The organism is Paenibacillus koleovorans NBRC 103111 (assembly GCF_004000845.1).
Classification (GTDB): Bacteria; Bacillota; Bacilli; order Paenibacillales; family NBRC-103111; genus Paenibacillus_AA; species Paenibacillus_AA koleovorans.
The window spans coordinates 1-15,092 of record NZ_BIMA01000018.1 but is presented as its reverse complement, the minus strand read 5'-3'; the positions used below and the strand labels follow the sequence as shown (position 1 = coordinate 15,092).

The following is a 15,092-nucleotide window of genomic DNA, read 5'->3' as shown; positions in this document are numbered from 1 at the left end:
GATTTTTTCACCCCTTTCCAAGGAATATGACTTGCCGCGTTACTTCCTCCTAGCGTTAGAAACAATACCCAGTAGGAGTGTTACCAATTGCACGATAAATAATCCTGCAAGAGTTGTAGAGAGCGCGATCTTGTCTGGGTTCTTGACCACAATGACCACCGTTAGCAGCGATGTAGCCGCTCGAGTGATAAACCCAAGGTTGACTCTGCGATTCGTCTTCTCGACGACTGCTTTGGTCAGCTGCCTCAGCTTCAACGCCAAGTACTGCGCATTGAGATAGCTGACGCTTACGCCTACAACCAGCCCAAGCGAATAAGGCCGATAGTCAGGCAAGAAAGCCCAAGCAAACAAACAAAAGGACAAAAAAAAGAGGGTAACCTTTTGTACCGCTTTCAGGTGGGCTGTGAATTCATCCATCTTTCTCAGAGCCCTTCGTGTAAAATCTAATGATTAGATAGATGCTGAAAACGCCTACGATAAAACCGGTCATGATGCCGACGACGATCCAGATAGGCTGGTCGCCTTGCCAGCGGCTGACATAGCTTCCGCCGAAATACCCCGCCAACATGCAGATGATCAGATCGGCGCCGATGGCGCTTACCAATCCGACGGCACGCCAGGGGTTGTCCTGCGATCGCGGTTTGTTCATGCAGCACGCCTCCTCGTGTGGAAATAGACTTTCCCCAAGTGAAGAGACCTTTCAATCCTCACTAATTGTAACGAAGCCGGACAATGTTTGTCAATTCTAATAAATTCAAACATTGTGTGAACGCCATAACTGAAATCCCTTGTGGGACAACGGATCTCAGGTTTTGGGAGGCTCACAGCGTACAGTCACACTGTCCGGTTTTCGCTACAAATGCTGACAATTTTCGCGAGTTAGGCCTGGAAAGGTTCCGGTTTCTCGGCAGTCCGTCCGAAATGATATAAAATGCCCTCCACAATCCGTCGGGAAGCTTGTCCGTCTCCGTAAGGATTAGCGGCATTGCTCATCCGGCTGTAGGCTGCCGCATCGGTAAGCAAGGTTTTCGCCCGGGAGTAGATCAATTCCTCATCCGTGCCCACGAGCTCGAGCGTTCCGGCGTCGATGCCTTCCGGCCGTTCCGTCGTATCGCGAAGCACGAGCACCGGAATCCCGAACGAAGGGGCTTCCTCTTGGATGCCACCCGAGTCCGTGAGAATCAGGTGCGTCTTAGGGAAGAAGTTATACATCTCTACTAGATCGAGAGGATCTACCAGCTTGATGCGCGGGTGATTGCCGAGCATTTCATGCGCAGGGCCTTTCACCGCCGGGCTGAGATGCACCGGATAGACGATCGCGATATCCTCGAATTCGTCGGCCAGTCGGCGGACCGCCCGGAATACGTTGCGATGCGGCTCGCCTTGGTTCTCGCGGCGGTGAGCCGTCATGAGCACGAGGCGTTTGCCTTCGGCCCAGTCCAGCACCGGATGAGTGTAGCCTTCCTTGGTCACATAAGGCGCGACGTCGTTCACTGTGTTGCCGGTCGTGTAGATGGTCGCTTCCGACTTGTTCTCGCGGCGGAGGTTGTCGGCCGACCAGCTGGTAGGCGCGAAATGCAGGTCCGCGATTACACCTGTCAACTGGCGGTTCATCTCTTCCGGATAAGGCGAATATTTGTTCCATGTCCGCAGCCCCGCTTCCACGTGGCCAACGGCGATTTTCTGCATATAAGCGGCAAAGCTGGCGAGGAACGTCGTTCCCGTATCGCCGTGCACCAGAATCATATCCGGCTTCGCTTCGCTCAGCACCGGCTCCAGCCCTTGCAGCACGCGCACCGTCACTTCGTTCAGCGTCTGGTTCGCCTTCATGACATCCAAGTCGTAATCCGGCTTGATCTCGAAAATGTCCAACACCTGATCGAGCATCTCGCGATGCTGGGCGGTCACGCAGACGAGCGACTCGATCTGCTCCGGGTGCTTCTGCAGCTCCAGCACAAGCGGCGCCATCTTGATCGCTTCGGGTCTGGTGCCGAAAATGGTCATGATTTTAATTCGTTTCATCGCGTTTGCTCTCTCCCTTTCCCCATTGCCATTCCTTGCCCTTGCCAGGCCGAACCTTCCTTATTTGGTCCCGAACAAGCGATCTCCCGCATCGCCGAGTCCAGGCACGATATATCCGTGGTCGTTCAAATAATCGTCGATGGCCGCGACATAAATGTCCACGTCCGGATGCGCCTGCTGTACCGCTTCGATCCCTTCCGGGGCCGCAATGAGGCACATCAGCTTGATCTGGCTGCAGTTGCGGTTCTTAAGCGCGGTGATGGCCGCAATGGCCGACCCTCCGGTGGCAAGCATCGGATCGATCACGATCAGCTCCCGTTCCTCGACATCCGTAGGCAGCTTCACGTAATACTCCACCGGCTGCAGGGTAACCGGATCGCGATATAGACCGACATGGCCGACCTTGGCAGCCGGGATCAGCTTCAGGATGCCGTCCACCATGCCGAGCCCTGCGCGCAAAATCGGAATGAGTCCGAGCATCCGCCCCGAAATGACGCGACAATCGGCCATACTGACCGGCGTCTTCACTTCCACCCGCTCCAGCTGAATGTTGCGCGTAATTTCATAAGCCATCAAAGTCGCCACTTCATCCACAAGCGCGCGAAAATCTTTGGTCGTCGTCGTCGCGTCGCGTATGTAAGTCAATTTGTGCTGGATTAAAGGATGGTCGCACACGAATACTTTACTCATGGAATCCTCCTGCAAAATGAAACCGTCAGCGATTAGCGAAATATACAGGTTCTTACAAATCGGCTAAACACAAACACCCGTCTTATTATAGCATTGTATTTTGCGGGTTGCACGATACATTTCCCGGCCAAAAAAAGGCCTCGAGCACGCCGAAAAACCTCCGGGAATCCGCTGGGGCTGCGGCGGTTCTCCCTGGAGGTTCAGTGTGGACAACGTTTAATAAGAAAGGCTTGTGTACATCGGGAAACGAGCGGTCAATGCCTTCACCAGACTGCGCGCTTCGTTAAGCACCGCTTCGTCTTTCGGGCTCTTCAACGTCATGGCGATGATCTTGGCGATCTGCTTCATCGCTTCGGCGTCCATGCCCCGGCTAGTAGCAGCGGGCGTACCGATGCGGACGCCGCTGGTGATGAACGGGCTCGTAGTATCGAATGGAATCGCGTTTTTGTTGACGGTGACGCCAACCTCGTCGAGCACATGCTCGGCGTCTTTGCCGGTGATATTGATACTGCGCAAATCGACCATCATCAAGTGATTGTCGGTACCGCCGGAGACGATGTTCAGTCCTTCGGCCAACAATGCCTCAGCCAACACTTGCGCGTTGGTTACAACGTTGCGGGCGTAGGTAGCGAATTCAGGCTGCAAAGCCTCGCCTAGGGCAACAGCCTTCGCGGCAATCACGTGCATGAGCGGGCCGCCTTGGGTGCCCGGGAATACGGCTTTATCGATCGCCGGCGCCCAAGCTTTGCGGCACAGGATCATGCCGCCGCGAGGTCCGCGCAGCGTCTTGTGTGTTGTTGTCGTTACGAAATGAGCGTAAGGAACCGGGCTCGGGTGCAAGCCGGTAGCGACCAGACCGGCGATATGCGCCATGTCGACCATGAACAGCGCGCCTACGTCGTTTGCGATTTGACCCAGTGCAGCGAAATCGATGATGCGCGGATAAGCGCTCGCGCCGGCAACGATCATCCGAGGCTTGTGCTTGAACGCCAGCTTGCGGACTTCGTCATAGTCGATGCGGGAGTCTTTCTCGCTAACGCCGTACGCCACGAAGTTGTACAGCAAGCCGGATGCGTTGACTGGACTGCCATGCGTCAAATGACCGCCGTGCGCGAGGTTCATGCCCAGCACCGTATCGCCAGGGTTCAGCGCGGCCAAGTAAACGGCCAAGTTCGCTTGTGCGCCGGAGTGCGGCTGCACGTTCACATGCTCGGCGCCGAACAGCTCCTTCGCACGGTCGCGGGCGAGCGTCTCGACGATGTCTACGTATTCGCAGCCGCCATAGTACCGCTTGCCTGGATAGCCTTCGGCGTATTTGTTCGTCAGCACGGTGCCCATGGCTTCCATGACCGCTTCGCTTACGAAGTTCTCGCTTGCAATCAGTTCGATTTTGTCTTGCTGACGGCCGCGCTCCAGTTGAATCGCTTCTAATACTTTCGGATCGGATTTGCGCAAGTTTTCCATAATGATGATTACCTCCTGAATGATATAAGATGGCTATGAAAAGGGTTATTAAGCTTCGTCTTCCAACACATAAACGGCACGTGTGCCGCCGATCAGCTTGGGCCGCGTATAAGCCATCGTTACGTGAGCGTGGCCGATCGAGCGGACGGACGGCCGAACCGGCACCGCTACCCGGCGGAGATGCATGCCGATCAGCGTATCGCCAATATCGACGCCGGCATGCGCCTGGATCGACTCGACAAGACACGGCGACGCAAGATGCCTGTAGGCGTAAGCGGCCATCGAGCCGCCGGCCTTCCGCACCGGCACGACCGCAACCTCATCCAGCCAAGGCTGCTTGTGCAACAGCTCGCGCTCGATGACAAGCGCCCGGTTCAGATGCTCGCAGCACTGGTACGCGGGGTGAAAACCAACCTCGCGGCGGACTTCCTCGACGCCCTCGTATATCGCGCGCGCCACGTCGGCCGTGCCGGCGGTTCCGATGCGGTGTCCGCCCACTTCGCTCGTGCTCGTGCCGATCACGACGATCTGGCCGGCGGCAATTGCGCCTGCTTGGACAAGCTCGCGCAGAATAAGCGCTACATCGCGAGCGATGGCGGCTTCATCGATACTTGATGATGACGAAGCGGCTGGATCCGGCACGATGGAACTGGTTTGCTGCTGCTCTTGCGACATTGCCGGCTGGCACCTCCCTGAACCGAACCCCCGATCGAACGGGCGGCTTGCGGCTATCTTTTAAGGATGAACGGCGAACTTCTCTTCGAGTCCCTTGATCTTCCCGATTCGATTCCTGTGGCGCGGCCCTTCGGAGAACGGCGTCTCCAGCCACACTTTGATAATCTCCAGCGCTACGCCCGGACCGATCACGCGCTCTCCCATAGCCAGCACGTTGGAGTCGTTATGCTCCCGCGTCGCCTTGGCGGAGAACAGATCGTGCACAAGCGCGCAGCGGATGCCCGGCACTTTGTTCGCGGCGATCGACATGCCGATCCCCGTCCCGCAGATCAAGATGCCGCGGTCGGCTTCCCCGTTCGCCACCCGCTCCGCTACCGGAAGCGCGTAGTCGGGGTAATCGATCGAGTCGGCGCAATGGCAGCCGAAGTCTTCGACCTCATGCCCTTCTTGTTTCAAATAAGCGATCACTTCGTCCTTCAACCGGAAGCCCGCATGGTCGGCGCCAAGTGCGATTTTCATATCCGTTCCTCCTTCAAGCTGATGCATTGCATACCTGTCTAGTATAACCGAAACAAGGGCTTCATTCCGATGAAAAAAAGAGCAAACCGCCCGTCCGCAGACGTTCGTTGCTCTTTGCCCAGGCGACCGGCCGTATGACTCGATGCTCCATTGGGGTCATCCCCTAGTCGCCAGTTACATCGAGTACCTCATCTTAGTTCCTACTATACCTCAAGCCGGAGGGTCGTGTAAAGGGTCAACCGCCGCCGCGGCGCTCCTCCTCCTCGAGCTTGACGAGCAGCTTGTGCAGCGCCCGCTCGAGCTCAATCGCGCACGATTCGTAGTCCTGGAACGACCCGCCGAACGGGTCGACGATATCGAGATCCGGCAGTTGCCGCTCGAGCTCGTCCAGCCGCTTCAGCTCCCGCTCCCCGATCCGCTCGGACAGCGCCGCCTTGATCTGCAGCTCTGACTCCAGAGCGCCTAGCTCCGCACGGATGTCCAACACCTTGGGGTCGTCTTCCACAAATTCTTTCAGCGTAAACGTCTTGTCCATCGATTCCGGAAACCGTCGGATGACGGTAAACTTGTGATTGCTCGTCATGGTCAGGATTAAATCGGCCCAAGCGACCTGCTCGCCGGTCAACCCGGCGGAACGCTGCTTGTTGTAAGCCCCCCGCGCCTGCAGAACCGTAGCGGTATGCTGAGAGACGGGGGCTCCGGAAGCCGCGGCCACGCCGGCGGAACGGATCTCCCAGCGTTTCCCTTGACGCTCGGTCAACCGGCGGAACAATCCTTCGGCCATCGGACTGCGGCATGTATTTCCGGTGCAGACGAATAGGATGTGTGGAACCTTCATAGCATGACACGCCTCCTTTTGTTACAATTTTACAGTAAAAATCGGATGCCGAACGCTACTAAAATGATGCCCCCGAGCGCCTCTCCATATTTGCCCGCCCAGCGCCCCGCATTGCGTCCCAGCCAAAGGCCGAGGATGGACATAAGGCCGCCGAACGCGCCGAAGAGCAGCACGGTCAGGATAATGTCGGTCGAGAATAACCCTAGCGAAACGCCGACGGACAATGAATCGATGCTTACGCTCAGGGCGAAGAGCAGCAAGCTCCAAGTCGAACGGTAGTCGAGCGTGACCATCGGGTTGTTGTGGAACGCGCTGTACACCATATGCGCGCCCAGCAGCAACAGCAGTCCGCCGCCGGCCAGCATCGCCACATCCCCCAGGAGGGCGCTGGCGTACTGCCCCATGAACAGGCCGACCAACGGCATAATGATATGGAACAGCGCCGTCACAATGCTGATTCTAAGAATATGCAGAAGCCGAATGCCTTTCAGTCCGATGCCGATGCCTAGCGAGAAAGCGTCCATGCCTAGCGCGACGGCCATCATCAGCACGGTTAACAGTTGCCCGGCATGGGCGGAAGCTGCGGATACGACTGCCATTGGAACTCCCCCACGTCCTGTTCGAATGATGCGCCCCAGGCGATCATCGAACATCCTGTCCTATGTTCTTAATCAACATATGCGGACAAGGGGGGAAACATGTACACCTGCTATTAGGATTGCGAGGACAGCCCTACGATGCGGCCGCCGGCGGCTTTGAGCAGCCGGTTCATGATCGCTTCGCCGAGACCCCCCTCCGGATACGCTTCCGCCCACATTCGGGCGATGCCGGCTTCGTCGAAGTCGCGCAGGGCGGCGTAGAGCCCGTGGGCGGCTGCTTCGAGGTCGTCGGCATCGCCGCAGCCGATCACGAGATCGGCATCATAGAGCGGCGCACGGCTACGCGTGGTGAGGACGCCGGTGCGTTCGCCCTGCTGGCGGGCGGCGCGGATTTGCTTCTGGACCCAGCCGCACAGCGGGTCCGGGTCCGGGTCTGGGTCTGAGTCGCCTAAGGCGCTTGCGCTTGAGACGGTAATGCTGGGGCGTACAATAGTCAGGACCCCTTTAGGCGCGTAGTGCGTGTATTTGATGCCCGGCGACTTCGGCACGTAGGCCAAGGCATCGGCAGCATCGGCTGCTGCTGCAGCGGCCGACGGAGGCTCGACGCCATCGCCAGTGGTGGTGCGGCCGTCGGCTTCGCCAGCGTGCGAGCCGCCGCTCACCACCGTGCAGTCGGGCAGCGCCGCCTGCATCTCAGCCGCGGTCACGCCGCCCGGCCGCAGCACATGCACCGAGTCGCCGATCACCTCGGCGACCGTCGACTCGAGCCCGACGCCGGTCGGTCCGGCGTCGACGAGCCCGGCGATGCGCCCGTCCAAGTCCTCGCGGACATGCGCCGCCAGCGTCGGGCTCGGGCGCCCCGAGCGGTTCGCGCTCGGCGCCGCGACGGGGCAGCCCGCAGCGCGGATCAGAGCCAGCGCGACCGGGTGCGCCGGCATGCGCACGGCCACGGTGTCGAGCCCGGCCGTGACACGCGGGGACACGGCGCCGGGACGCACCGGCAGCACGAGCGTGAGCGGCCCGGGCCAGAACCGGGCCATCAAGCGGCGGGCGGTGTCGCTCACCTCGGCGACGAGCCCGTCCAGCTGCGCCCAATCGGCGATATGCACGATGAGCGGATTGTCGGACGGGCGTCCCTTCGCCTGGAACACCGCCTCCACCGCCGCCGTGTTCGTCGCGTCCGCGCCAAGGCCGTACACGGTCTCGGTAGGAAACGCAACGGTCTCGCCGGCAGCGAGCAAACGCCCCGCTTCGGCAAGACCGGGCCAGCCGTCGGCTGGTTCGATATCATTCGGATCTACATGCCATACGATAGTCATGAGGCCAACACCTTGCGTTCGAAAGTTAAACAATGATTTTCCCTATTATAGCTCTTTGCTCACGCGGTGTCACCCGACGCTGCCTGTTCTAAGTCAAGGTCCAGCTTAGGCAAACAAGCTTTGCACCTTGCTTACGACTTTCTTCACCAGCTCCCACAGGAAAAACTTCGTTTCCACTTTCGGAGCTTCCTCCGTTGCAACGGCCGCACCAACATTGGCGCTTGCCGCTACGGCTTTGCCGGCATCCGATTTAACCGAGGCGGCAGCGTTAGTCTTTCCTGACGCAGCTGTCGGGGCAGGGGCTTTCCCGCTGCTCGGCGCAGCAGCGGCGGCTGGAGCGTTCTTGCCGGCAGTTGCTGTTGGGGCGGCGCTCGGTGCAGCTGTAGGAGCCGGAGCCGCTTTCGCCTTCACCCCGACGAAGCACAGAGGTGGGAACAGCACGCACCACCAGTTTTGCCCTTCGCCTTTGCCGATCACGATCCGCAGCGCCTCATACTCCCCAGCCGGGTACAGCTTGCTGCCGAACTGCTTGGCGGGGAAAGGCACTCGACCCAGCTCGACCGTCACAGGGTCGGAGAACCCGTTCGCCTTCACGATTTGATTCGCGATCAGCTCCAGCTCCGGCAAATGCGCCGTAATCGCTTCGCGGGCTTCTTCGATGTTTTGCGGATCCAGCGCCCATTCCCCTATCGCGAGCGCCACACCTGCTTGCACTTGCCGCTTGATCCATTGATCCTGCGCATTGTCGGAATTGGCCAAGATACGGATGCGGATCGCGTCTTCCGGTATAGTAGAATCCAAGACAGCCGCTTGAATTCGGTTCGATTCCCAACAGAACATCATGACGATAAGGGCAAATGCCACATACATATAAGGACGAAAAGAAACCCGCTTTACCATAACCGACAACTCCCTTCCCTACCTAGTCCAAGTATGTCCAGGAGAGAAGGGAGCTAAACCTACGAATCTAGTATTTCTTTCTTCGAATCTAGCAAACGGCTCTATACATCTATCAAACCTGGCATCAACAGCAGCAGCAAACCAGAATAAGGTAATGGCGGCATACCGCTATTTGCGCGAAGACACCTCAACCTGAGATGGCGTAAAATAACATGTGTAAGCCGGGTGAGTCTAGCAGACAAGAAAAAAGTAGGGTACCCTTGAGAATGCAAAGTCACAAAGGAGGAATCCTACCCCAACTACTATACAACCAAATCCGCAATCGGCCGATTTTGGCGGATACGCCTCGTTTGTCGTAGGCTACTAGAAAGATGGCGCAAAACCAAGTCAGCAGCGGTGTGTGCGATTTATGCATGTTTGTTCCTGCCGTAACGGAAGCTTGATGCTTGCACTCCGTACATTAGTAATGCTTTCGCGTTTCCAAATAATAGTATGAATAATGCTGGAATTTCAGGCAGCAAAAAACTCTTGGTCAACGAATTTGAAATAAATGGTCGCGACAAACTTGATCGGACCCGAACTTTTCTTGAAACTTCTTACAGTGTCATGATTTCTTGCTGAGCCATGCTCACCATCCCCGAACATTCGTTTGTACTCAGAAAATCAAGTATTTGTTCTTATTTAAATTAATGCTGAGGCAACCTGATATTCAAATAAAACTATATAGTTGCGTTAAAACTCAACGAAATAACAAGAACGAATCGTTGTAATATCCAGTATCAGTGCGACTTCTCCTCCTTCCTCCTGCTTCTACAAGAGATTTGAAATAAAAAATCCCATAAAGAGAATTTAGAACATACAATAAAAGTAGCGCAGGAAATATCCACAATTATCCATAAAATGACCATAAATTTACTATAAATACAACATATATACAAAACACCGGAGCATCCTGTATAGTTGAATAAGAGGAAAATTATTCCTCAAAATAAGGAGGGCTGATATGGGTCGAACAATCAAGTTATTTGCTCCACTCGCTTTACTTGTACTTATCTTTTTGGTTGCATCTGTTGTCATAGCATCAGGGGAGAAAGATACGAATGATGAATTTGCTAACACACTGACAAATGAGAGCACCATCAAAGAACAGCTCCAATGGAAAAAGGATTTTACTGAATGGGCACAGCAAAAGGGAAGGATTCAATATGTATCAGGAGAAGAAACGAAGGGATCCGTTATTGAGATAGCAGGCGAGCGTGTACAGCTACCGGAAAATGTTTATGTTAAAGCGTTTGTAGTTGCGGCTCAGTCAGTGGGAAATAATAACTCGAGTACTCCCCACCTCCCTTGGTATGCAATACAAAACGGAGATTCAATAATTGTAATTAGTCAAAAAACGGGCTTTGTGCTAAACGTGGAGCTAACTCCAGATGCTAAAGAACCCTTTCACTTTCTAAAAGGGAATATCAAGGGTTATCTGGAAGGAGTGAAGAAATATGAATAAAAAAATTTCTGGTTTATTTGCCGTAGCTCTTATTTATTTACTAGTACTCACATCGTCAGTCTCGGCTCACCATCAAGTATGGATGGTGAATGACGTCAATAAACAATTGCCTACACTATTTGTTGGTGATGAAACGTGGACTAACTGGTGGTTGATAAATGGTACCGTATCAACCTATCAGTCAACTTCATCTACAATAACCTCCAGTGTGAACACCGCTGTTTCAAATTGGAATAGTGCGGTTCCAGAAGTGAGAATATCTGGATCAGGTAGCGACTTAACGTTTAATTATTCTAATGCATTATGCCCATCTGACGCTGGCTGTTATAGTATTACTAGTGTCTACAACGACACTACACGAAATGCAAACTTTGTTACACAAGGAACTATTTATATTACTATATAGCATCTCTCCTAACATGACATTTACTGCCGCTCACGAGATTGGACATTTTATAGGACTCCATGAAAGATACGATGATCTCACGGGAACTGGCTGTACAGCAGAAGTTACGGTAATGAATGGCGCACACCCAGGTTGTCCTCACTATACTGGACCTCAGTCAAATGATATATCTAGAGTAGATAACTTTTTAGGTAATGGCTACGCCAGTAGCATTACCGCCTCTGTTATATCAGGGTTCATGTATGTAAATTGGGATGACTACGCCTTTGGGGAAATAAATTATAGAGTAAAATATCAAAAACTATCATTGGGTGTCTGGAATACAGTAGCTACCTCAACGATCACGGCAAATACAGGATTAGTAGGAACCGCCACATGGAAGTCACCCGCATTAAGACCGGGGGATACCAAAAGTATCTCAAGCTATGGGTCTGGTACATATAGAGTAGAAATAACTCCATATTTTCAAAGCTATGGCCAATACGGAATTGCTACTTACTCCAGTTCAGTTACATACTTGACTCTTGCAAATGGATACATAGAAGGCCTCAAACAGGCAGACGGGTAGTGTTATCGACGGCAACCGTTATGCGCTGAGCTTCAATTCTTCAAGAAGTTCGGCCAAAGGTCGATGGGCTAGCGCTTGCTGATACACGTAGACGACAGTCTGGCCAAAATGTTCTTTACGAATGCGACGGACGACATCGCCTAAAGTCAGCCTGTCGCTGCCGCTGGACCATTCCTGTCGCTGTAACTCCAGGAAGTTGTACACGAGCAACTGAATCGTCCAATAGCGCTGAATCGCATGAAACGATTGCAACTGATAGTGGTCAAAGCCAAGCAGTTCCTTGAAATAACGATATCCGGTTTCAATGCTCCACCGCACGTCATAGTAACGCAGGATCGTGACGAGATCCAGGCTCTGATCCGTGCAGAGGATACAAAATGGCGATTTGCTTGAATCGAATTCGTTCTCCCAGGACAGCAGCACTTTGACATTTTCGATGTCGGCCAGAGGCCCTTCATATTCATAAATCCGATAAGTCCCCTTACCCTCCACCGTGACAGAGCGGAGATCAGCCTTTTGGATGTGCTTCGCGGCAAATTCGCTGAGCTGGATGCGGATGCCAGGCCGGACAGATCGTGCGGTTCGTTTTGACGGCCCCGATGACGTGGAAGCCCTTGGCGTTGCAAGCATCGACAAGCTTTTGGCTTGTGTACCAGCTATCGATGAGTACGTAAACCAGCTCGTTCTGGTCGGATTCGTAAGCTTGAACCAGCTCGACAGCAAGGTCGTTCTTGCTCTTGAAGGTGAGCTTGTGCGTCGCGCAGTACTCCTCCCGAAAATAGGGACGGAAATCCCAGGCAAAGGAGCAGCCACTACTTACGAGGTGCGCGGTGACGACGCAATGGGACCAAACGCTTTTTCCCTCGTTATGCGAGTAGTGAAAATCGAGACCTTCGATATGTTTGGTCGAGGTGTCCTTCTTGCAGCTCGTATCGTCGACGATGAAGAAGGTGATTGCGCGGCGATCCCCTTGCCTGGTGCGCTCTCGCTGGATTTTCTCCATGAGAAACTTCATGTGACGCCGCTGCAGCCGATTCGCATTCCAGGGCGAGTTCTTCAGGAATTTCGTCATACAGCTGAGGTCGCGGTACTCGCCTGTTGACCTGCGGAGCTGCGATATGTTTTTACGTCCCTCGCACACAATGATGCCATGCACGAGATGGAGAAGGTGATTGAATTGGGGACCTGACAACTCCAAGCGTAGGGCTAAAAGAAACTTGACGATCGCCGTATAGAAGGTTACCATATTCCTAAGACATCTCCTATCTGGGAATTTGTGGGTGTGGTAACCAACAACTTCTCCAAATATGGCAGATGTCCTCTTCGTTTTCGGCCTTTCGACAAAGGTTCTTATATGTTTACAAATGATTACTTTGTTTTACAGCAAGGTTTTTGCAAGAGTCAAGTAAAATAGCCATTTTGTTCACAAATAAGAGCCGTATGGTCCGCATACTCGCCGCTGTTAGAGTCCCTACCCTGACAGCATTGACCCCTTCCTCTCCTCCCCGCGCGCCAACTGAACGCTTACACCAGAGAACCGGACCGGTGAACTTCCGATCATGACACCTCTTCCCTTCCCTATTAAAGAAAAAAGCCCTTGAGGTTACCCCCCAAAGACTTTCCAGTCCGTACTTTATTCCCAATGAAGCTAGACTGCAATACCACGCGCGTATTTCTGGTTGAATTTGCTGTTGAATTCTTCCTCTGTCTTGACCAAGTAGAGGATCCCTTCAATCAATCCGATGATCCCAGGAATGCCCGTCCAGCAAAACAAAATGTACAAGATGCCCATCCCCGGTTTGCCCAAGTAAAACTTATGTACCCCTAACCCTCCTAGCAAGATGCCCAACACGCCTGCAGTCACTTTCGACTTCACACACATTCTCCTCTATGCCTTTTCTCTATGAATTGGGAATAAATTCATATGAAATGATTGTATAAAATGGAGATACATTTTGTATACAGTCGAAACTAGGGGTTTTATATCATTTTTCGTATTTTTGTGTAAAATCGTGGCTCTACAAGCTAGATGGGGAGTAACCTACAGCTCGATCAACTGAAGCTCCGGAATCGCCTCTTGAGCAGCTTGACGAATATGCGGATGACAGGTGAAAAAGAGTACCTGATGCTGGCGGGAAATGTCCTTCACGAGCTGGAAACACGCCCGCAGCCGAAGAGGATCAAAATTAACGAACACATCGTCCATGATAAAAGGCAAGGCGGCGGTCTGTCCGTGCTCGGCGGCGAAAGCGAAGCGCATCGCCAAGTACAGCTGCTCGGCCGTGCCTCGGCTTAAGGCGGACGAGTCGAGTGTTCGTCCGTCCCGATCGGTGACGAGCAGCTTTTTCTCCCCTAACGGCGCGGATACGCGAGTGTAAGCGCCATCCGTCATTTGGCCGAAGTATTGTGAGGCTGCTTGCAGGACGCCGGGCTGGCGATCTTGCTCGTACTTGGCCCGGGCCGTGCGGAACAGCGAGGAGGCGAGCGTCACGGTCGCCCAGCGGCGCGCTTGGCGCTGCACAACGGCTGCCGCCGATTGCGCGCGCTGCATCCGGTCGGCGTGATCCTCGCCGGATTCGAGCGCCTCCATCTCGTGCAGGAGCCGACCGCGGCGATCGCGCAGCTCATTCAGCTCAAGGGCGGTTGCTTGGAGCCGGTTCTCGGCATCCCGTCGCTCATCCTCGAGCACGGATGCCGGGCAAGCTTGGAGCGAGTGTTGCGCCTCTTGCACACGATCGCGGCCGAAAATGGTCGTGAGCAGCAGCTTCGCTTCCTTTTGCTCGATCAGCGCTGCTTGGCGCTCCTCATGCTCGCGTACGTTTAGCCAAAATTGCTCCAGCGACTCGGCATACGACGACCGCCACAGCTGATCGATTTGCTCGCGGCCGCGTGCACAATCGCCTTCCGAAGCTTCTATATCGACTTGAACGGACGCCAGCTCGCGCTCCGTCTGCTCTCGCCGCTGCTCGAGGAGCCGTTGTTCCTCGGAGGCGGCTTTCAGTTGTTTGAGAGAGAGCAGCATGTCGGTATCGGGCTTGTAAGACGGGTGGCGGTTCAGGCAAGCTCGCGCTTCCTGCTCGTAGTCATGCAAATCCTGGGTGATCGCTGCGATTTCCTGGCTAATAAACGTTAGATCTTTGAGGAGCTCGCGCGTTTGGGCGATTTCGCGAAGCAGCTCGGACGCACCGCCCGGAGTAAGCGCCCGGGGAAGGCTCTGCTCCTCGAGCCAGGCAGCCCAAGCTTGCGACCAGCCCTGCTCCAGCTGCGCCAGCTCGTTCATGCGGGACTGGACCGAGCCGAGCTGCTGCTTCAAGCTCTCCGCCTGCGCGGATGCGTTGTCGAGAGCACACTCTTGCAAGGCGAGCTCCTGCATCGCCGTGAGCTGCAGGTCGGCCTCCAGCTCGAGCTGCTCGAACCAGGCTTCGTCGATAGGAGCGGTGTGCGTCCCGACGGCGAGGCGGCTGGTTGCGGCGGAGCGAGGCGCGCTGGCCGCGGCGACCTCGAGCGCGGCGAAGGCGCCGGCCGGCGGCGCGTCGCGCAGAAGCGCGGCGAGGCGGCGGGCCAGCTTGCCGCTCCCGTCGGCAAGCT

The 15,092-nt window shown here is 54.9% G+C and carries 18 protein-coding genes, 1 pseudogene and 1 riboswitch; of the genes and pseudogenes, 3 read left to right on the top strand and 16 right to left on the bottom strand.

Going from position 1 to position 15,092, the window contains the following annotated elements; translation table 11 throughout:
* Nucleotides 1–39: 39 nt before the first annotated feature.
* The 12 genes and pseudogenes from PKO02S_RS08465 to PKO02S_RS08410 all read right to left on the bottom strand — a co-directional run.
* Nucleotides 40–417, bottom strand: a complete 378-nt coding sequence (locus PKO02S_RS08465) for an ATP synthase subunit I (protein ID WP_127581075.1) — start codon at nt 415–417, stop codon at nt 40–42.
* The gene (locus PKO02S_RS08460) at nt 410–649 is read right to left on the bottom strand and encodes an AtpZ/AtpI family protein (protein WP_127581072.1); all 240 of its coding nucleotides are present in this window, start codon (nt 647–649) and stop codon (nt 410–412) included. Before PKO02S_RS08460 ends, PKO02S_RS08465 begins: the two co-directional genes overlap by 8 nt.
* A gap of 230 nt (nt 650–879) precedes the next feature.
* On the bottom strand, nt 880–2,022 hold the full coding sequence (gene wecB / locus PKO02S_RS08455) for a non-hydrolyzing UDP-N-acetylglucosamine 2-epimerase (protein ID WP_127581069.1): 1,143 nt from the start codon (nt 2,020–2,022) through the stop codon (nt 880–882).
* A 60-nt stretch (nt 2,023–2,082) separates the two neighbouring features.
* A complete protein-coding gene (gene upp, locus PKO02S_RS08450; RefSeq protein WP_127581066.1) occupies nt 2,083–2,712 on the bottom strand; it encodes a uracil phosphoribosyltransferase in 630 nt (209 codons plus the stop codon).
* Between the two features lie 216 nt (nt 2,713–2,928).
* Nucleotides 2,929–4,176: a serine hydroxymethyltransferase gene (gene glyA, locus PKO02S_RS08445; RefSeq protein ID WP_127581063.1), complete on the bottom strand. Its 1,248-nt coding sequence runs from the start codon at nt 4,174–4,176 to the stop codon at nt 2,929–2,931.
* Nucleotides 4,177–4,224: 48 nt separating this feature from the next.
* Nucleotides 4,225–4,851, bottom strand: coding sequence for a TIGR01440 family protein (locus PKO02S_RS08440; protein ID WP_127581060.1), 627 nt, complete (start codon nt 4,849–4,851; stop codon nt 4,225–4,227).
* Between the two features lie 60 nt (nt 4,852–4,911).
* The gene (rpiB, locus tag PKO02S_RS08435; protein WP_127581057.1) at nt 4,912–5,370 is read right to left on the bottom strand and encodes a ribose 5-phosphate isomerase B; all 459 of its coding nucleotides are present in this window, start codon (nt 5,368–5,370) and stop codon (nt 4,912–4,914) included.
* 109 nt (nt 5,371–5,479) lie between these two features.
* Nucleotides 5,480–5,558, bottom strand: a riboswitch (ZMP/ZTP riboswitch).
* A gap of 47 nt (nt 5,559–5,605) precedes the next feature.
* Nucleotides 5,606–6,208, bottom strand: a complete 603-nt coding sequence (locus PKO02S_RS08430) for an arsenate reductase/protein-tyrosine-phosphatase family protein (protein ID WP_127581053.1) — start codon at nt 6,206–6,208, stop codon at nt 5,606–5,608.
* A gap of 29 nt (nt 6,209–6,237) precedes the next feature.
* Nucleotides 6,238–6,807 (bottom strand): manganese efflux pump MntP, encoded by a 570-nt coding sequence (locus PKO02S_RS08425; protein WP_127581050.1) that lies wholly within the window; start codon nt 6,805–6,807, stop codon nt 6,238–6,240.
* Between the two features lie 113 nt (nt 6,808–6,920).
* Complete coding sequence (locus PKO02S_RS08420; protein ID WP_127581047.1) at nt 6,921–8,126, bottom strand: L-threonylcarbamoyladenylate synthase; 1,206 nt, start codon at nt 8,124–8,126, stop codon at nt 6,921–6,923.
* A 105-nt stretch (nt 8,127–8,231) separates the two neighbouring features.
* On the bottom strand, nt 8,232–9,026 hold the full coding sequence (gene spoIIR, locus PKO02S_RS08415) for a stage II sporulation protein R (protein WP_127581044.1): 795 nt from the start codon (nt 9,024–9,026) through the stop codon (nt 8,232–8,234).
* 334 nt (nt 9,027–9,360) lie between these two features.
* Nucleotides 9,361–9,652 (bottom strand): annotated as a pseudogene (locus PKO02S_RS08410) (transposase family protein); the annotation flags it as partial.
* A 377-nt stretch (nt 9,653–10,029) separates the two neighbouring features.
* On the opposite strand from PKO02S_RS08410, the gene PKO02S_RS08405 reads away from it, so the two are divergent.
* The 3 genes from PKO02S_RS08405 to PKO02S_RS08395 are packed head-to-tail and all read left to right on the top strand — an operon-like array spanning nt 10,030 to nt 11,504.
* A complete protein-coding gene (locus tag PKO02S_RS08405) occupies nt 10,030–10,530 on the top strand; it encodes a hypothetical protein (RefSeq protein WP_127581040.1) in 501 nt (166 codons plus the stop codon).
* A complete protein-coding gene (locus PKO02S_RS08400; protein WP_127581038.1) occupies nt 10,523–10,936 on the top strand; it encodes a hypothetical protein in 414 nt (137 codons plus the stop codon). Before PKO02S_RS08405 ends, PKO02S_RS08400 begins: the two co-directional genes overlap by 8 nt.
* A gap of 13 nt (nt 10,937–10,949) precedes the next feature.
* The gene (locus PKO02S_RS08395) at nt 10,950–11,504 is read left to right on the top strand and encodes a hypothetical protein (RefSeq protein WP_127581035.1); all 555 of its coding nucleotides are present in this window, start codon (nt 10,950–10,952) and stop codon (nt 11,502–11,504) included.
* A gap of 18 nt (nt 11,505–11,522) precedes the next feature.
* Here the strand turns inward: PKO02S_RS08395 and PKO02S_RS08390 are convergent, their stop codons facing one another.
* From PKO02S_RS08390 to PKO02S_RS32285, 4 genes are all read right to left on the bottom strand, one after another.
* Complete coding sequence (locus PKO02S_RS08390; protein ID WP_164821352.1) at nt 11,523–11,996, bottom strand: transposase; 474 nt, start codon at nt 11,994–11,996, stop codon at nt 11,523–11,525.
* Between the two features lie 16 nt (nt 11,997–12,012).
* Complete coding sequence (locus PKO02S_RS08385; RefSeq protein WP_127581029.1) at nt 12,013–12,750, bottom strand: transposase; 738 nt, start codon at nt 12,748–12,750, stop codon at nt 12,013–12,015.
* Between the two features lie 402 nt (nt 12,751–13,152).
* A complete protein-coding gene (locus PKO02S_RS08380; RefSeq protein WP_373865202.1) occupies nt 13,153–13,380 on the bottom strand; it encodes a TM2 domain-containing protein in 228 nt (75 codons plus the stop codon).
* A gap of 165 nt (nt 13,381–13,545) precedes the next feature.
* Nucleotides 13,546–15,092: ATP-binding protein (locus tag PKO02S_RS32285; RefSeq protein ID WP_164821351.1), on the bottom strand; the 1,547-nt coding region annotated here is incomplete at its 5' end.